This is a genomic window from Nocardioides sp. Z13_37, from assembly GCF_058355585.1.
Map to the genome: position 1 here is coordinate 878,910 of NZ_JBZGDV010000002.1, position 17,737 is coordinate 896,646.

Here is a 17,737-nt window from a genome sequence, read left to right on the forward strand (position 1 = left end):
GGTCACTGTGCCCGGTGGCGTTCCGGGCGCTATTGTCTCCTGACAGCAGAGCCACCGTGATTACCGATCGTGAAAGTTTGGGTGAGGTCATGCCGCTGACGCCTGAGGACGTGAGCAACAAGCGCTTTACGCCTGTCCGTCTCCGTGAGGGCTACGACATGGGCGAGGTGGACCAGTTCCTGGACGAGGTCGAGGCTGAGCTCGCCCGGCTGACCAAGGAGAACGACGACCTGCGCGCCAAGCTGTCGGCCGCGCAGGCCGGTGGTTCGTCGGCTCCCTCGTCCGCTCCCTCGTCGTTCGCGCCTGCGGCCCCCGAGCCGGAGCCCGAGCCCGAGCCGGAGCCCGAGCGCCCTGCTCCCGTGGCCGCTGCCGCGCCGCAGCAGACGATGCGCGTCGAGACGATCGCCGACGCCTCCAACGCCGCCGCCCGCCTCCTCGAGATCGCCACGCGCAACGCCGACGAGCTGGTCGAGGACGCCAAGAACGAGGCCGACCGCATCGTCGGTGCCGCTCGCACCAAGGCCGAGCGCCTCGAGGCCGAGGCCAAGACCAAGGCCGACCGCATGGAGGCCGACGCCCGCCAGCGCTCGCAGATGCTCGACTCCGAGACCGCCGAGCGCCGCCAGCAGATGTTCGGCGACCTGGAGAAGGAGCGCGACAAGCTCAACAGCGACGTCGAGACCCTCCGCCAGTTCGAGCGCGAGTACCGCTCCCGCCTGAAGACCTACTTCTCGCAGCAGCTGGAGTCGCTCGCCCACGGCAGCGAGACGCAGGCCCCGGTCGACAGCAGCAGCGCCCCCAAGCGCCTGCGCTCGGTCCTCGGCGACGACGAGAGCTGATCGCCGACCACGCCAGCACGACCCGAGCACCAACGAGGACGACCGCCCCCAGGGGTGGTCGTTCTCGCATTTCGGCGAGGTGGAGTTGGTGAGTTTGAACCCACCGGATAGCCTCCCTGCACCGTGTGGTTCCCGCCACACCTGACGCACGCCTGGAGGCCCTCGGATGGCTGGCAGCACGCGCAAGTCCCTGGCCGGCACGGCCGCCGCCGCAGCGAAGCGGGTGATCTCCCGCACCCGGACGACTCCCGCGCAGGAGTCGTCGGCCGCACCCACGAAGAAGGCGGCAGCCACCGGCCCGGCCGCGAAGAAGCGCGCCGCCGCAGGGACACCCGCGAAGAAGGCGGCGGCCAAGAAGGCCGCCACGAAGGCCCCGGCGGGCACGGCACCGGCCACCAAGCCGCCCACCAAGAAGGCACCGGCCGGCACGGCGCCGGCCACCAGGGCGCCCGCCAAGAAGGCACCGGCCGGCACGGCTCCCGCCACGAAGCCCTCCGCCAGGAAGACCGCCGCCACGAAGGCTCCGGCGACGGGGGCGCCCGCCAAGAAGGCCACGGCCGCGAAGGCCCCGGCCTCGAGCACCGCCAAGAAGACCGCGGCGAAGACCCCCGCGAAGACCCCCACGAAGACCCCGACGAAGACCCCGGCGAAGAAGGCGGCCGCGACCCGGTCGGCTCGCGCCACTCCCGCACCCACCACGACGACGAAGGCTGCACCTGTGACGAAGGCCGCTCCGACGCCCGCCCAGAAGGCCGCGCCGGCCAAGAAGGTCCGCAAGGCGACCCCCTCCACCCTCGTGGTCCTCGAGGGCGAGAGCCCGTGGACCAGGAGCGAGCTCAACGAGGTGGTCAAGGAGCTCAAGGAGCACCGCGACCGCCTGGCCGCCATCGTGGGCGAGTCGGAGCTGGAGCTGGCCGGCCTGATGCGCGACGCCGGCGACGGCGCCGGGCACGACCAGGCCGACGTCGGGGCGACCAGCTTCGAGCGCGACCACGAGCTCACCGTCCTGGCCCGCGAGCGCGAGACGCTGGCGCAGATCGAGCGCGCCCTGACGCACATCGACGACGGCAGCTACGGGGTGTGCGACTCCTGCGGCAACCCGGTCGGCAAGAATCGGCTGATGGCGGTGCCCCATGCCACACTGTGCATGTCATGCAAGCAGCGCGAGGAGCGTCGCTGAAGTCCAGCGACCCGGCCGATCAGGCCACGGCCCGTCGTCGACGCGTCGACGCCCGGCTGCTGTTCGCGGCGGTGGCCGTCACGGCCTACGCCGTCGACCTCGGCACCAAGGAGTGGGCTCTCAGCGCACTGGCCGACGGTGACATCCCGGTCCTGGGCGACTGGCTCACGTTCCACCTGACGTTCAACCCCGGCGCCGCGTTCAGCACCGGCACCGACTTCACCATCGTGTTCACCTGCCTGGCGATGGTCGCGGTCGTGGTGGTGCTGTGGATCAGCCGCCGGATCGCCACCACCGGGTGGGCGCTCGCCCTGGGCTTCCTGCTGGGCGGCGTCGCGGGCAACCTCACCGACCGCATCCTCCGCGACCCCGAGCCGTTCCACGGCCACGTCGTCGACTTCCTGATGCTGCCCAAGTGGCCGGTGTTCAACGTCGCCGACGTGTGCATCAACGTCGCGGCCGGCCTGATCATCCTGCAGACCTTCCGCGGCATCGGCCTCGACGGCAGCCGCGAGTCCGACGCGAAGGCAGACGCGAACGCCGACGCCGAGCCCGTGGCCGCGTCCGACGAGGTCGAGGCACGTCCGGAGCCCGGGCAGCAGCCCGGGCGCGAGCCGGAGCAGGGGCCGACGTGACGACCCACGCCGACCAGCGCACCGTCTTCGTCCCCGACGGCCTGGCGGGCGAGCGCGTCGACGCCGCCATGGCCCGGATGTTCGGGTTCTCCCGCACCCGGGCGGCCGACCTGATCTCGCAGGGCCTCGTGCACGTCGACGGCTCCGCGGTGGGCAAGAGCGACCGGGTCGACGCCGGCGCGATGCTCGACGTGACGATCCCCGCGCAGAACGACCCCCTCGAGGTCGTCCCCGAGGTCGTCGAGGGCATCCGGATCATCCACGACGACGACGCCATCGTCGTGATCGACAAGCCCGTCGGCGTGGCCGTGCACCCCTCACCCGGCTGGTCGGGCCCCACCGTCGTCGGCCACCTCGCTGGCGCGGGCTTCCGCATCTCCACCAGCGGCGCCAGCGAGCGGCAGGGCATCGTGCAGCGCCTCGACGTCGGCACGAGCGGCGTGATGGTGATCTGCAAGTCCGAGCGCGCCTACTCCGTGCTCAAGAACGCCTTCCGCCACCGCACGGTCGACAAGACCTACCACGCCCTCGTGCAGGGACACCCCGATCCGCTCGCCGGCACGGTCGACGCCCCGATCGGGCGCCACCCGCACCACGACTACAAGTTCGCCGTGATGGCCGACGGCCGCCCCAGCATCACCCACTACGAGACGCTCGAGGCCCACCGCTTCGCCAGCCTGCTCGAGGTGCACCTCGAGACCGGCCGCACCCACCAGATCCGGGTGCACATGAGCGCGCTCAAGCACCCGTGCGTGGGTGACCTGACCTACGGCGCCGACCCGACCCTGGCCAAGCGCCTGGGGCTCGAGCGGCAGTGGCTGCACGCGATGCGCCTCGGCTTCGAGCACCCCGAGACGGGCGAGTACGTCACCTACGAGTCCACCTACCCCGACGACCTCGCCCACGCGCTCGATGTCATCCGTGATGAGCGCTGACCTCACCCTCCGTCCGGTCACCCCCGACGACCTCGCCGTCGTCGCCGAGCTGCACCTGGCCTCGCGTCGCGCCGCGGCGGACGCGTTCCCCCCGCCTGCGCACCCCGACCACGAGGTCCGACAGTGGGTCGCGGGCTGGGACCTGTCGTCGTACGAGGTGTGGCTGGCCGAGCGCGGCGGCGAGCCGGCCGGCTACGCCCGTTGGACAACCACCTGGCTCGACGACCTCTACGTGCACCCCGCCCACCAGGGCCACGGGGTGGGGAGCGCGCTCTTCGAGCTCGTCGCCTCGACGCGGCCCCGGGGGTTCTGCCTGTGGGTCTTCGAGACCAACGCGCCCGCCCGTGCGTTCTACGCCCGCCACGGCTGCCTGGAGCTCGAGCGCACCGACGGCTCGGCCAACGAGGAGCACGCGCCCGACATCCGCGTGGCCTGGCCCGGATCGGAGCCCCTGGCCTTCCTGCGCGGCCTGATCGACGAGACCGACCTGGTGCTGGGCGACGTGCTCGCCCGCCGCACGGCCCTGACCCGGGCCGTGCAGGCGGTCAAGCCGTCGACGGAGCGCGACCCCGAGCGCGAGGCGGAGATCGTTGGCCGCGTGGCCGCCGTGGCCCCCGCCCTCGGTCGCGAGCGGGTGGGGCGCATCGTCGACGTGATCATCGCCGAGGCGCTCGACGCGTCCCGCTGAGCCACCGCACGCACGACGACACGCACGACGACCGGCCACCCCCCGGGTCGGGGAGTGGCCGGCCGTGCGTCGGTGCCCGGTGACCGGGCGAGCGGTGCGGGTCGGCTCAGTAGCCGACGAGTCCCGACTGCCACTCGACGAGGTCGCCGATCTTGGCGACGAGTGTCGCGTCCTGCAGGCCGTGCGCCTTGCCCTTGGCCTTCTTCAGGATGTGCGCGACCCCGGCGTGGTCGCCCTCGTCCGCAGCCGCCTCGGCGGCGGCGAGGTACTCGGCCACGTCGCGGCCGAGCTTGGCGTTGCGGTTGCCGCCGTTGTCGGCGAGGTCGGTGGTGATCGCCACGACCTCCGGGAACGTCACGCAGTTGCCGCCGCCCTCGACGATGCCGGCGGTCCACTCGATGCCACCGAGCAGGTGGGCGAGGAACAGCGGGTCGGTGTAGGACGACTCGACGTGACCGGCGCCCTCGTACCAGGCACGACCGCCCTCGAAGTTGTGGCACCAGGCGATCGGGTGGTCGGCGCCCATGGCACCGCGACCCGGGCTGTAGGTCGACTCGTCGAGGGTGAGCAGGACGTGCACGTCCTCACGCGGGTTGGCGGTGAAGTTGTACCACTCGTCGAAGCGCGACCACTGCTTGGGAAGCATCGTGGTGGAGGGGTGGTTGGGACTCTCCACGACCATCGTCGCCTGCTGCTGGGCGGGGTGGGCCAGGAACCGCGCCGAGCCGCCGGTCAGGCGACTGAACCACGGCACGGCGTGCATCTCGTCGGTCGCCGCGTGGAGGCCGACGAAGCCGCCGCCCTGGCGGATGTAGCCCTGGAACGCCGCGAGCTCCGCGTCGTCGAGGGTGCGGGGGCTGGCCGGGTTCTGGTTGTTGGTGCCGTCCACCGGCGAGGCGAACATGATCGTGGCGTACTGGGAGAGCGCCTCGGTGCTGGTGAACGGCGTCGTGGCCAGCGTCAGGTCGGGCTGACCGGCGGAGCGCCCGATCGGCGGGTCCCAGACGTCGACGGTGAATCCGTTGTCCCGGCCCATCTCGATGACCGCGTTGGTCGTCTCGTCGATGTGGGAGTGACGGAAGCCGAGGGTCTTGCCGACGACCAGCACCTTGTAGGGCTCGGCGGCGGGGGCTGGGGCGGCCTTCGGCTCGGCGCCGGCCGGGGCCAGCGTCGTACCTGTCAGGAGCAGCGCGCCGGCGCAGAGGCCGGTGGCGAGCAGGCTGAGCGGTTTCCTCATGGGGGTCCTTCTCGGGATGGGGGGATTTGTTTGGGTTCCCAACAAATGGGAACAGGTGGCACGGTAGTGACGACCGTCACCGTGGTCAACGGCCCCCGTGCGGTCCGGCATGATGACGCCGTGCTGCTCTACGACGACGTGGTGAGCGAGTACCGCGACTTCGCGACCTACGCCGCGGGGGACTCGCCGTGCTTCGAGGAGTGGGCGCTCGGCGTGTCCACGGACGAGGAGGTCCTGGCCTGGCTCGGCACGCTGCCGCCGCTCAAGCGCCAGCCCAACCTCGTGTTCGCGGCCGCCCGGTGGCACGGCGCTCCCGCCCCGGCGCCGTACGCCGTCCTGCGCCGGGTGCTGCTCGAGCAGGAGCCCGAGGTGCGGGCGACCGTGATGTCCCGGGCGACGCAGACCAACGAGGTCGGCCGGCTCGCGAGCCTCACCCCGGTCCTCGGACTCGTCGGGGGTCCGCTCGCGCTGGTCGAGGTCGGCGCGAGCGCCGGGCTGTGCCTCCACCCGGACCGCTACGACTACGCCTGGCCGCCCGTCGGTGGGCTGCGGGGGAGCGGTGGCCCGGTCCTGACGGCCGCGGCCACCGGGCCGCTGCCGGTGCCCGTCCGCCACCCCGAGGTCGTCTGGCGCGGGGGCGTCGACCTCAATCCGCTCGACGTGGCCGACGCCGACGCGATGCGGTGGCTGGAGAACCTCGTCTGGCCCGAGCAGGACGAGCGCCGCCAGCGCCTCCGCGCCGCCGTGGAGGTCGCCCGCCACGACCCACCGGTCCTGCGCCGCGGCGACCTGTTCGACCACCTGCCGGCGCTGCTGGACGAGGCCGCGCCCCACGGCACCCCGGTGGTGTTCCACTCCGCCGTGATCGCCTACCTCGAGGAGCCCGACCGGCGCCGGTTCCACGAGCTGATGACCGGCCTCGTCGCGGACGGGCGCTGCCGGTGGATCAGCAACGAGGGGCGCCACGTGCTGCCGGCGGTCACGGGCGACGCCGACGTCCCCTCGGGGCGGTTCGTCACGGCCCTGGACGGGACCCCGATGGCGTACAGCCACGGCCACGGGCACGCGATCCACTGGCTGTGAGCGTGGCGCCCGCCACCCTCCCGCACGGGGCGTGTGTCCTGTCGGTGGCGCCGGTCAGACTGACGTAGGCTGACTGCCTTCCCCCTCTCCGCCTGGCAGTCGCCACCGACCCCGCCAGTGACACCGTCAGCGACCGAAGAAAGGTGCGGAAGTCTCCTCCATGTCGTCCGGCTCCACAGACAGCTCAGCGGGCAACTTCGTGCACCTGCACGTGCACACCGAGTACTCCATGCTCGACGGCGCGTCCCTGCTCGACGGGCTGTTCCAGCGCACCGCCGAGCTCGGCATGCCGGCGATCGCGATGACCGACCACGGCAACCTCCACGGGGCCTACGACTTCTACAGCAAGGCCCGCAAGCACGGCGTGAAGCCGATCATCGGCATCGAGGCCTACCTCACGCCCGGCACCATGCGCGGCGAGCGCCGCCGGGTGCGGTGGGGCAAGGGCGACTCTGCCGAGGAGGGCGGCAAGGACGTCGCCGGCGGTGGCGCGTACACCCACATGACGATGTGGGCCGAGAGCACCGAGGGCATGCACAACCTGTTCCGGCTCGCGAGCCTGGCCAGCCTCGAGGGCTACTACTACAAGCCCCGCATGGACCGCGAGCTGCTGCAGCGCTACGCCAAGGGCATCATCGCCAGCACCGGGTGCCTCTCCGGCGAGATCCAGACCCGGCTGACGCTGGGCCAGTACGACGAGGCGCTCAAGGCGGCCGGTGAGTTCCAGGACATCTTCGGCAAGGACAACTTCTTCCTCGAGCTGATGGACCACGGCATCGCGGCCGAGCGCGCCACCCGCGACGACCTGCTCAAGATCGCCAAGACGCTCGACCTGCCGGCGATCGTCACCAACGACACCCACTACACCAACCCCGAGGACGCCGCCGGCCAGGACGCCCTCATCTGCGTGGCGTCGGGCAAGCGGCTCGCCGACACCAACCGCCTCAAGTTCGACGGCGGTGGCTACTACATCAAGTCGCCGGCCGAGATGCGCGCCCTGTGGGCCGACCAGTACGGCATGGGCGGGGCGTGCGACAACACCCTCGCGATCGCCGAGCGCTGCGAGGTCGAGTTCACCGAGTCCACGGGCGGCTACATGGCGCGCGCCGACGTGCCGGAGGGCGAGACCGAGGACTCGTGGTTCCGCAAGGAGGTCTGGCGCGGCATCGAGGCGCGCTACCCCGGCGACCGTCTCGACCAGGAGGTGCGCGACCGGGTCGAGATGGAGCTCGCGATCATCTCCCAGAAGGGCTACTGCGGCTACTACCTCGTGGTCGCCGACTTCATCAACTGGGCCAAGGGCAACGGCATCCGCGTCGGTCCCGGCCGTGGCTCGGGTGCGGGCTCGATCGCGGCCTACGCCCTGCGCATCACCGACCTGTGCCCGCTCGAGCACGGGCTGTTCTTCGAGCGCTTCCTCAACCCCGAGCGCCCCTCGATGCCCGACTTCGACATCGACTTCGACGACGCGCGTCGCGGCGAGGTCATCCAGTACGTCAGCCAGAAGTACGGCGCCGAGCGGGTCGCGCAGATCGCCACCTTCGGCCGGCTCAAGGCCAAGGCGGCGATCAAGGACGCCGCGCGCGTGCTCGACCACGGCTTCGCGATCTCCGACCGGATCACCAAGGCGCTGCCCGCCGACGTGATGGGCAAGGGCGTCCCGCTCAAGGAGATCTTCAACCCCCAGCACAAGCGCTACCACGACGGCGGCGAGTTCCGCGCGCTGCACGAGCAGGACGCCGACGTCCGCACCATCTACGAGACGGCGCTCGGCCTCGAGGGCCAGATCCGCAACTGGGGCGTGCACGCGGCCGGCGTCATCATGTCGAGCGAGCCGCTCATCGACATCGTGCCGATCATGGCCCGCCCGCAGGACGGGGCGGTGATCACGCAGTTCGACTACCCGATGTGCGAGTCGCTCGGGCTCGTCAAGATGGACTTCCTCGGCCTGTCCAACCTGCGGATCCTCGAGGACGCGCTGTCCAACATCAAGGTCAACCGCGACCTCGACGTCGTCCTGGAGGAGCTGCCCTTCGACGACCGTGCCACCTACGAGCTGATGGGCCGCGGCGACACTCTCGGCGTGTTCCAGCTCGACGGCTCGGGCATGCGCGCGCTGCTCCGCTCGATGCAGCCCGACCAGTTCGCCGACATCACCGCCGTCAGCGCCCTCTACCGCCCCGGCCCGATGGGCGCCGACTCCCACAACAAGTACGCCCGCCGCAAGAACGGTCGCGAGCCGATCGAGCCGATCCACCCGGCGCTCGCCGAGGCGCTCGAACCGGTCCTGGGGGAGACCTACGGCCTGATCGTCTACCAGGAGCAGGTGATGGCGATCGCCCAGGTGCTCGCCGGGTTCACCCTCGGCGCCGCCGACAACCTCCGCCGGGCGATGGGCAAGAAGAAGAAGGAGGAGCTCGACAAGCAGTACGCCGGCTTCCAGGCGGGCATGCTCGAGCGCAACTTCCCCCAGAGCGCCATCGACAAGCTCTGGGAGATCCTGCTCCCCTTCTCCGACTACGCCTTCAACAAGTCGCACTCGGCCGCCTACGGCGTCATCACCTACTGGACGGCCTACCTCAAGGCCAACTACCCCACCGAGTACATGGCCGCGCTCCTCACGTCCGTCAAGGACGACAAGGACAAGATGGCCATCTACCTCAACGAGTGCCGGCGGATGAAGATCCAGGTGCTGCCGCCCGACGTCAACGAGTCGCACGCCAACTTCACGCCGGTGGGCAACGACATCCGCTTCGGCCTGACCGCCGTGCGCAACGTCGGCAGCAACGTCGTCGACGGCATCGTGTCCGCGCGCGAGGAGAAGGGCCGCTACCTCGACTTCAACGACTTCATGGAGAAGGTCCCCGCGCTGGTGTGCAACAAGCGCGTGGTGGAGTCCCTGATCAAGGCCGGCGCCTTCGACGACATGAAGCACAAGCGCCGCGCGCTCGCGGCGGTCCACGAGACAGCGGTCGACCAGTTCGTCGACCTGAAGAAGAACGAGGCGATCGGCCAGGACTCGCTCTTCGCCGGGCTCGGCGACGGCGACGACGACGCCGGCTTCGGCGTCAGCGTGACGATCCCCGACATCGACGACTGGGACAAGCTCACCCTGCTCGGCCACGAGCGCGAGATGCTCGGCCTCTACGTCTCCGACCACCCGCTGCTCGGCCTCGAGCACGTGCTCTCGCAGGGCACGGACTGCACGATCGGGCAGCTGATGCTCGACGAGGACCGCGCCCACAACTCCACCCTCACCGTGAGCGGCCTCATCACCTCGGTCCAGCGCAGGATCACCAAGCGCGGCGACCCGTGGGCCACCATCACGCTCGAGGACCTCGACGGCGCCATCGACGTGCTGCTCTTCCCGAGCGCCTACACCCTCGCCTCGACCCTCCTCGTCGAGGACCAGATCGTCCGGATCAAGGGGCAGCTCTCCCGCGACAAGGACCAGCCCGAGCTGCGCGCCCAGGAGGTCACCGCGCCCGACCTCACCCAGGGGCCCGCCGGCCCGGTCGTGATCAGCCTGCCCTCGACGCGGTGCACCCCGCCCGTCGTGGCCCAGCTGCGCGACGTGCTCGGCACCCACCCGGGCATGACCGAGGTGCAGCTGCGTCTGCTGACCCGCAGCTCGACCAAGGTGCTGCGCCTCGACGACAACCTGCGCGTGAGCCCGAGCCCGGCGTTGTTCGCCGACCTCAAGCAGCTGCTCGGCCCGGGCTGCCTGACCGGATGAGCGACGCCAGGCACGCGGCCGGGCCGGCCGAGGACGAGGCCGGGTCCTCATCGCTGCGGCGGCGCCTGCTCCGGGTGTTCGTGCTGTTCGTCGGCGCAGGCGCGGCCGCCGGGGTGCTGTGGGAGCGCCTGGCGGAGCCCACCACCGGGCTGGCTTACGACAGCCAGTGGTACCTCGAGCCGGCCGGTCCCGACGTGTCGTTCCAGGCTGTCGCGCTCTACGTCCTGATCGCCTTCCCGCTCGGCGTCGTGCTGGCCGTGCTGGTGGGCAGGTGGCGGGGCCACGAGCGGGCCACCGTCCTGGCCGTGCTGGTGGCTGCCGGCGTCGGCGCCGCGGCGATGTACGCCGTCGGCACCGCACTCGGGCCGCCCGACCCCCAGGCGCTGGCCGCAGCCAGTCCCGACTACACCGAGCTGCCGGGCGAGCTCGGCCTGACCGCGCCCGACCGGGGCCGGGTGCCCTGGCACTCGACGGCCCTGCTCGCGCTGCCCGGTGGGGCGATGCTCGGGCTGGCGGCGATCTATCTGGGCGGCAACTGGGCCACGGCGAGGCGCGCGCGTGGGTAGGGTTGCCACCGAACGCAAGTAGACAGTCCCGGCGCCGCCGGGACCCGTGCAGTGGGGGAGCAGGACGACATGAGCATGACAACGGGCGGACCGGCCGACGGGCCGGAGTACCTGGACGGATCGGGTCCGGCGCAGCCGGCGCCCGGCGACGACAGCAAGAAGCGGCTCATCGCCCTCGGGGCGATCGTCGCCGGCGGTGCGGTGATCGCCGGCGGCGCCTGGGCCGCCACCAGCTTCTTCGCCACCGGGTCGCAGCCCGCCGAGGCGCTGCCGGCCTCCACGGTCGCCTACTTCAGCGTCGACCTCGACCCGAGCGGCGGGCAGAAGATCGAGGCCATCAAGACGCTGCGCAAGTTCCCCGGGTTCACCGACCAGGTTGACATCAAGAGCGACGAGGACCTCCGCGAGCGCCTCTTCGAGGAGATCACGTCCTCGGGCGAGTGCGAGGGCCTCGACTACGACGCCGACATCAAGCCGTGGCTGGGATCGCGCGCCGCGATGGCCATGGTCGACCTCGGTGAGGACGAGCCGACGCCGGTGGGCGTCGTGCAGACCACCGACTCCGGCAAGGCCGAGGACGGCCTGTCCACGCTGGTCGACACCTGCGACGACGCGACCGGCGACGGCGGCGACGACAGCGACTACGAGACCAGCACCGACGTCGGCGGATGGGTCGTCGACGGCGACTGGATCGTCATCGCGGAGACCCGCGAGATCGCCAAGAAGGTCGTCGCGGCGGCCGATGGCTCCACGCTCGCGGGCGACGCGGCGTTCGAGCAGTGGACCGGCGAGGCCGGGGACGACGGCTTCATGTCGATGTACGTCGGCAAGGGCGTCACCAAGTACGTCGACGACCTCGCCGGCACCGGCGCGACGCTCGGCGGACCGCTGTTGGGCGGCGCCGGCGACCCGATGGCGCTCTCCTCCGAGTGCCTGTCCGAGGCCACCACCACCGAGGAGATCGACGCGTGCCTCACCGAGCCCGCGTCCTCGTCCGACACCGCGTCCGACGAGGTCCCGCCGGAGCTCCAGCAGATGATCGACGACTTCGACGGCATGGCCGCCACGGTCCGCTTCGACGACGGAGCGGTCGAGATCGAGTACGCCACGAGCAACTACCAGCCCGACATGACCAAGTTCCTCGACAGCGAGACCGGTGCCGAGATGGTCGCCGCGCTTCCCGACGACACGGTCGCGGCCTTCGGCATGTCCCTCGAGGAGGGCTGGGCCGGTGCGATGCTCGACTACCTGAAGTCCTCCCTGCCCGAGGAGAGCGCGACGATCGACGAGCAGCTCGCCCAGTTCGAGGCCGAGACCGGCCTGGCGTTCCCCGAGGACCTCGAGACGCTCCTCGGTGAGGGCCTCACCGTCTCGCTGGGCAGTGGGCTCGACCCCGACGCCGTGGCCAACGGCGGTCCCGGCGAGGTCCCCGTCGGCATCCGCATCGACGGTGACGCCGGCGAGATCCAGGCGGTGCTCGACAAGATCACCGCGCAGGCCGGCCCGGAGCTCGCCGAGTTCATGCAGGTCACCGAGGGCGACGGCTACGCCGTGCTGGCCCTCGCGGACGGCTACCGCGGCACCCTCGAGGACGGCAAGGGCCTCGGCGACAGCGCCGCCTACTCCGACGTGGTCGCACCCGAGGCGCAGACCGTGCTCTTCGTCAACTTCAACGCCGACGACGACTGGCTCGTCCGGCTCACCGGCGACTCGCCGGAGGCCAGCAAGAACCTCGAGCCGCTCGCGGCGTTCGGCGTCAGCGGCTGGGTCGACGACGAGGTCGTCCACGGCCTGGTCAAGATCACGACCGACTGACGCACGGCGACGAGTCGACAGGCCGTCTCAGCGGCCGATGGTGGCGGTCACCGCTCCGGTGACCGCCACCAGGTCGGTCGGCGCGAGCTCGATGTCCAGCCCGCGGCGACCGCCGGAGACCAGGATCGTGTCGTGGTCCAGCGCCGAGGCGTCCAGCACGGTGGGGTGGCGGCGCTTCTGACCGACGGGGGAGATGCCACCGGCGACGTATCCCGTGGCCCGCTCGGCCGCGGCGACGTCGGCCATGACGGCCTTGCTGCCGCCCAGGGCGCGGGCCAGGGCCTTCAGGTCCAGCTGCCCGGCGACGGGCACGATGGCGACCACCAGCGAGCCGTCGAGCGAGGCGAGCAGCGTCTTGAACACCCGCGCCGGGTCGGCTCCCAGCGCCTCGGCGGCCTCGAGGCCGTAGGACGTCGCGCGCGGGTCGTGCTCGTAGGCGCGCACGTAGAACGGGACCCCCGCCGCCGTCAGCGCGACCGTGGCCGGCGTACCTGCGGAGCCGCGCGCCTTCCTGGCCACCGTCGGCACCGGGCCTAGTTGGGCGACCAGGCGGTGCGGGCGACCTGCGTGGCCGGCAGCGAGGGGATCACGTTGATGGCGCGCAGCTCCTCGGTCAGCAGCCGGGTCACGAGGGTGAGCCGTTCGGTGGCGTCGGCGGCCTCGAGCAGCGACTGCCGCTCGGCCATCGGGAGCGGGGCGAGCGCCGAGAGGGTCCAGGCCAGGTAGTCGGGGTCGCGCGGGAGCGTGCCGCTGAACGGGTCGCCCTGCAGCTCGGTCATCGCCGCCCGGAACGCGGTGAAGGTCGCGCGCGCCCGGTCGAGCACCTCGGCGGGGACCTCGACCTCCGGCTCCGGGAGGACCACCGCCAGGCCCTGCGGGAAGTCGACGCCGCGCTGCATCTCCTCGAGCACCAGCCGCTCGCGGGCCACGGCCACGATGTCGAACGTGCCGTCGTCGCGACGCTCGGCCTCGGTGAGCTGCAGCACGCAGCCGACGCGGTAGACCGACTGGGCACCGTGGTCGCCGACCTCGTAGCCCTCGCGGATCGCGACCGTGCCGAAGACGCGCTCCGCCGGGTCGTCCACCTCGAGGAGGTGCCGCACGAGCATCCGGTAGCGGTCCTCGAAGACGTGGAGCGGCACGGCCATGCCCGGGAACACCACGGTGCTCAGCGGGAACATCGGCAGCGGATCACTCACACCCTCGACACTAGTGGCCGTTGTCCACCCAGCACGCGCCACTTAGGGGCGTGCCGCCCGGGAACCTAGAATCGGGGCATGTCCCTGATCCGTCGCATCGACCTGAGGGGCGCCGACGCGGCGTCCGTCGACTACCGCGCGAGCGTGCCTCGCGCCGAGTTCGACGTCGAGGCCGCCACGCATGTCGTGGCGCCGATCATCGAGGCGGTCCGGACCGGGGGAGCCGACGCCGTACGCGCGCTCACCCTCGAGCTCGACGGTGTCGACGTGCCCGACCCCAGGGTGCCTCCCGAGGCGCTGAGAGATGCCCTCGAAGCGCTCGACCCGGCGGTCCTGGCCGGGCTGGAGGAGTCGATCCGTCGTCTCCGCCTGACCTGCGAGGCCGACGTCGAGGCCGACTCGGTCGTCGAGGTCGCCCCGGGCGCGCTCGTCACCCACCGCTCGATCCCCGTCGACCGCGCCGGGCTCTACGTCCCGGGCGGACTGGCGCCGCTGGTGTCCACGCTCGTGATGAACGTCGTTCCCGCCCAGGTCGCGGGCGTACGGTCCCTCTGCGTCGCCGCGCCGCCCACCCGCGAGACCGGGCTGCCCGACGCCACCATCCTGGCCGGCTGCGCGCTGCTGGGCATCGACGAGGTGTACGCCGTCGGCGGAGCCCAGGCGATCGCGATGCTGGCCTACGGCGCGGGTCCCTGCCGGCGGGTCGACCTGGTCACCGGCCCGGGCAACCTCTACGTGATCGCCGCCAAGCGGCTCCTGCGCGGCGTGGTCGGCATCGACTCCGAGGCCGGTCCGAGCGAGATCGCCGTCCTCGCCGACGACTCGGCGGATCCGGCGTTCGTCGCCGCCGACCTCCTGACCGAGTGCGAGCACGGGGGCACCTCCGCCTCGCTGCTGGTCACCGACTCGACCACCCTCGCCGACGAGGTCGAGGCCGAGCTCGACAAGCAGGTCGCCGCGACCCGCCACGGCGAGCGCGTCGCCGCGGCCCTCGGCGGCCCCCAGTCCGCGATCGTGCTGGTCGATCACGTGGACCAGGGTCTCGACGTCATCAACGCCTACGCCTCCGAGCACACCGAGATCCACACCCGCGACGCGCGCGCCGTGGCCGCGCGCGTGCGCAACGCCGGCGCGGTTTTCATCGGGCCGTGGTCGCCGGTGGCGCTGGGCGACTACTGCGCGGGGTCCAACCACGTGCTGCCCACCGCGGGCTGCGCGTGCCACTCCTCCGGGCTGGGCGTGCACTCGTTCATGCGTCGCGTGCACCACGTGGAGTACACCCGCGAGGCGCTCGCGGAGGTCGCCGACCACGTCGTGACCCTGGCCGAGGCGGAGGACCTGCCCGGCCACGGCGCCGGCGTGAGCTCGCGGTTCGCGGACCGCTCGCAGCGATGAGCGCGTCCTTCCCGCCGCTGCGTGACGACCTGCGGGGGATCGAGCCCTACGGTGCGCCCCAGCTCACGCTGGAGCAGGCGCCCGTACAGCTCAACGTCAACGAGAACCCCTACGGTCCCTCGCCCGAGGCGGCCGCCGACATCGCCGAGGCGGTGGGCCGCGCCGCGGCCACGCTCAACCGCTACCCCGACCGCGAGTTCGTCGAGCTCCGCACCGCGCTCGCCGCCTACCTCGACACCTCCGGCGGCTCGGGCATCACGCCCGACATGGTGTGGGCGGCCAACGGGTCCAACGAGGTGATGCTGCAGCTGCTGCAGGCGTTCGGCGGTCCGGGGCGGGTCGCGCTGTCGTTCGCACCGACCTACTCGATGTACCCGGAGTACGCCCGAGACGCGATGACCGAGTGGGTCGCCGGCCGCCGCGCCGACGACTTCTCGATCGACCTCGACGCCGCCCGTCGGCTCGTGGAGGAGCGCCGGCCCACGATCGTGCTGCTGCCGAGCCCCAACAACCCCACGGGCACGGCGCTGCCGCCGGAGGCCGTCGCGATGCTCTGCGAGGCGGCGGCGTCCTACGAGCCCGGCGGGCTGGTGGTGGTCGACGAGGCCTACGGGGAGTTCCGTCGTGCCGGCACCCCCAGCGCGCTGGAGCTGCTGCCCGCCCACCGCAACCTCGTGGTGACCCGCACGATGAGCAAGGCGTTCGCGCTGGCCGGTGCGCGGCTGGGCTACCTCGCCGCCGACCCGGCGATCTGCGACGCGCTCCGGGTGGTCCGGCTGCCCTACCACCTCTCGGCGGTCACCCAGGCGACCGCGCTGGCGGCCCTGCGCCACGCGCCCGAGCTGCTCGGCCGGGTCGACGACCTGCGTGCCGAGCGCGACGCGACCGTGGCGTGGCTGCGGGAGCAGGGCTTCGAGGTCGCCGACTCCGACGCCAACTTCGCCCTGTTCGGCAGGTTCGCCGACCGGCACGCCGTCTGGCAGGGTCTGGTCGAGCGCGGCGTGCTGATCCGCGAGACCGGGCCCGACGGGTGGCTGCGGGTCTCGATCGGCACGGCCGAGGAGATGGCAGCGTTCAAGGGGGCCCTGCTCGACACGGTCCGAGACCTCGACGACACGACCCACCACACGACGTACGACAAGACGGAGGAGCCGGCATGAGCCGCACCGCGAAGATCGAGCGCACCACCAAGGAGTCCAGCGTGCTCGTCGAGGTCGACCTCGACGGCAGCGGCCGCTCCGAGGTGTCGACGGGCGTGGGCTTCTACGACCACATGCTCGACGCGTTCGCCCGCCACTCCCTGGTCGACCTCGTGGTGACGACCAGCGGCGACACCCACATCGACGCCCACCACTCCGTCGAGGACACCGCGATCGTGCTGGGCCAGGCGCTGCGGCAGGCGTTGGGCGCCAAGGCCGGGATCCGCCGCTTCGGCGACGCGACCGTGCCGCTCGACGAGGCGCTGGTCCAGGCCGTCGTCGACGTCTCGGGCCGGCCCTACTGCGTGCACACCGGCGAGCCCGAGGGCCAGCAGTACGTCGCCATCGGCGGCACCGGGGCGACCTACCTCGGTTCGCTGACGCGCCACGTCTTCGAGACGATCTCCTTCCACGCCCACCTCGCGCTCCACGTGCGGGTGCTCGGCGGCCGCGACCCGCACCACGTCGTGGAGGCCCAGTTCAAGGCCTTCGCCCGCGCCTTCCGCGACGCGGTCGCGATCGACCCGCGCGAGACCGGCGTGCCGTCCACGAAGGGCAGCCTGTGACCGCTCCCGACGTCGTCGTCCTCGACTACGGCTCGGGCAACCTCCGCTCGGCCGTGCGCGCGGTCGAGCGCGCCGGCGCGACGGTCACGCTGACGAGCGACTTCGACACCGCGCTCGCCGCGGACGGGCTCGTGGTGCCGGGCGTCGGGGCGTACGCCGCGTGCATGGCCGGCCTGCGCGAGATCAAGGGCGAGCGGATCATCGGCCGTCGCCTCGCAGGCGGACGCCCGGTGCTGGGCATCTGCGTGGGCATGCAGGTCCTCTTCGCGCGTGGGGTCGAGCACGGGGTCGAGACCGCCGGCTGCGACGAGTGGCCGGGCACCGTCGACCGGCTGCAGGCCGACGTCGTGCCGCACATGGGCTGGAACACCGTCGAGGTGCCCGAGGGGTCGCGCCTCTTCGACGGCATCGAGCACGAGCGGTTCTACTTCGTGCACTCCTACGGCGTGCGCGAGTGGGAGCTGGTCACCAACGACCGCACCACGGCGCCGCTGGTCACCTGGGCCGAGCACGGGGGCGACCGGTTCGTGGCCGCGGTGGAGAACGGCCCGCTCTCCGCCACGCAGTTCCACCCCGAGAAGTCCGGCGACGCCGGTGCCGCGCTGCTGCGCAACTGGGTGGCGTCCCTTCCGGCCTCCCTCCCCACGGGCTAGGTCGGCGCGGC

General features: G+C 72.0%; 16 protein-coding genes. 13 read left to right on the forward strand and 3 right to left on the reverse strand.

What is annotated here, in order from left to right; translation table 11 throughout:
* Positions 1 to 89 precede the first annotated feature (89 nt).
* The 5 genes from AC4H2S_RS09210 to AC4H2S_RS09230 all read left to right on the forward strand — a co-directional run bounded on the left by AC4H2S_RS09210 (position 90) and on the right by AC4H2S_RS09230 (position 4,277).
* A complete protein-coding gene (locus tag AC4H2S_RS09210) occupies positions 90 to 839 on the forward strand; it encodes a DivIVA domain-containing protein (protein WP_491496656.1) in 750 nt (249 codons plus the stop codon).
* A 166-nt stretch (positions 840 to 1,005) separates the two neighbouring features.
* On the forward strand, positions 1,006 to 2,019 hold the full coding sequence (locus AC4H2S_RS09215; protein ID WP_491496657.1) for a TraR/DksA family transcriptional regulator: 1,014 nt from the start codon (positions 1,006 to 1,008) through the stop codon (positions 2,017 to 2,019).
* A complete protein-coding gene (gene lspA / locus AC4H2S_RS09220) occupies positions 1,992 to 2,654 on the forward strand; it encodes a signal peptidase II (RefSeq protein ID WP_491496658.1) in 663 nt (220 codons plus the stop codon). Before AC4H2S_RS09215 ends, lspA begins: the two co-directional genes overlap by 28 nt.
* Positions 2,651 to 3,589, forward strand: coding sequence for an RluA family pseudouridine synthase (locus tag AC4H2S_RS09225; RefSeq protein ID WP_491496659.1), 939 nt, complete (start codon positions 2,651 to 2,653; stop codon positions 3,587 to 3,589). The genes lspA and AC4H2S_RS09225 overlap by 4 nt, the downstream gene beginning before the upstream one ends.
* Positions 3,579 to 4,277, forward strand: a complete 699-nt coding sequence (locus AC4H2S_RS09230) for a GNAT family N-acetyltransferase (protein WP_491496660.1) — start codon at positions 3,579 to 3,581, stop codon at positions 4,275 to 4,277. Before AC4H2S_RS09225 ends, AC4H2S_RS09230 begins: the two co-directional genes overlap by 11 nt.
* Before the next feature lie 106 nt (positions 4,278 to 4,383).
* Here AC4H2S_RS09230 and AC4H2S_RS09235 read toward each other — a convergent pair whose 3' ends face one another.
* Positions 4,384 to 5,514 carry a ThuA domain-containing protein gene (locus tag AC4H2S_RS09235; protein ID WP_491496661.1) on the reverse strand — a complete coding sequence of 377 codons (1,131 nt, stop codon included), beginning with the start codon at positions 5,512 to 5,514 and terminating at the stop codon, positions 4,384 to 4,386.
* 66 nt (positions 5,515 to 5,580) lie between these two features.
* Between AC4H2S_RS09235 and AC4H2S_RS09240 the strand changes: the two genes are divergently transcribed.
* The 4 genes from AC4H2S_RS09240 (at position 5,581) to AC4H2S_RS09255 (ending at position 12,714) form a co-directional block, all read left to right on the forward strand.
* Positions 5,581 to 6,597, forward strand: coding sequence for a DUF2332 domain-containing protein (locus AC4H2S_RS09240; RefSeq protein WP_491496662.1), 1,017 nt, complete (start codon positions 5,581 to 5,583; stop codon positions 6,595 to 6,597).
* 160 nt (positions 6,598 to 6,757) lie between these two features.
* Positions 6,758 to 10,333: a DNA polymerase III subunit alpha gene (gene dnaE, locus AC4H2S_RS09245; RefSeq protein WP_491496663.1), complete on the forward strand. Its 3,576-nt coding sequence runs from the start codon at positions 6,758 to 6,760 to the stop codon at positions 10,331 to 10,333.
* Positions 10,330 to 10,899, forward strand: coding sequence for a hypothetical protein (locus AC4H2S_RS09250; RefSeq protein ID WP_491496664.1), 570 nt, complete (start codon positions 10,330 to 10,332; stop codon positions 10,897 to 10,899). Before dnaE ends, AC4H2S_RS09250 begins: the two co-directional genes overlap by 4 nt.
* 69 nt (positions 10,900 to 10,968) lie before the next feature.
* A complete protein-coding gene (locus AC4H2S_RS09255; protein ID WP_491496665.1) occupies positions 10,969 to 12,714 on the forward strand; it encodes a DUF3352 domain-containing protein in 1,746 nt (581 codons plus the stop codon).
* Positions 12,715 to 12,741: 27 nt separating this feature from the next.
* On the opposite strand, the gene ybaK is transcribed toward AC4H2S_RS09255, so the two are convergent.
* Together ybaK and AC4H2S_RS09265 are read right to left on the reverse strand one after the other, a co-directional pair.
* Positions 12,742 to 13,233 (reverse strand): Cys-tRNA(Pro) deacylase, encoded by a 492-nt coding sequence (gene ybaK, locus AC4H2S_RS09260; RefSeq protein ID WP_491496666.1) that lies wholly within the window; start codon positions 13,231 to 13,233, stop codon positions 12,742 to 12,744.
* Between the two features lie 14 nt (positions 13,234 to 13,247).
* A complete protein-coding gene (locus AC4H2S_RS09265) occupies positions 13,248 to 13,913 on the reverse strand; it encodes an LON peptidase substrate-binding domain-containing protein (protein ID WP_491496667.1) in 666 nt (221 codons plus the stop codon).
* Between the two features lie 78 nt (positions 13,914 to 13,991).
* Here AC4H2S_RS09265 and hisD point away from each other — a divergent pair, with 78 nt between their 5' ends.
* From hisD to hisH, 4 genes are read left to right on the forward strand one after another with little or no spacing between them, the layout of a single operon-like run.
* On the forward strand, positions 13,992 to 15,308 hold the full coding sequence (hisD, locus tag AC4H2S_RS09270) for a histidinol dehydrogenase (protein ID WP_491496668.1): 1,317 nt from the start codon (positions 13,992 to 13,994) through the stop codon (positions 15,306 to 15,308).
* Positions 15,305 to 16,468 (forward strand): histidinol-phosphate transaminase, encoded by a 1,164-nt coding sequence (locus tag AC4H2S_RS09275; RefSeq protein ID WP_491496669.1) that lies wholly within the window; start codon positions 15,305 to 15,307, stop codon positions 16,466 to 16,468. The genes hisD and AC4H2S_RS09275 overlap by 4 nt, the downstream gene beginning before the upstream one ends.
* Positions 16,465 to 17,073 (forward strand): imidazoleglycerol-phosphate dehydratase HisB, encoded by a 609-nt coding sequence (gene hisB / locus AC4H2S_RS09280; protein ID WP_491496670.1) that lies wholly within the window; start codon positions 16,465 to 16,467, stop codon positions 17,071 to 17,073. Before AC4H2S_RS09275 ends, hisB begins: the two co-directional genes overlap by 4 nt.
* Positions 17,070 to 17,726, forward strand: a complete 657-nt coding sequence (gene hisH / locus AC4H2S_RS09285) for an imidazole glycerol phosphate synthase subunit HisH (protein WP_491496671.1) — start codon at positions 17,070 to 17,072, stop codon at positions 17,724 to 17,726. The genes hisB and hisH overlap by 4 nt, the downstream gene beginning before the upstream one ends.
* The last annotated feature ends 11 nt before the right edge of the window (positions 17,727 to 17,737 follow it).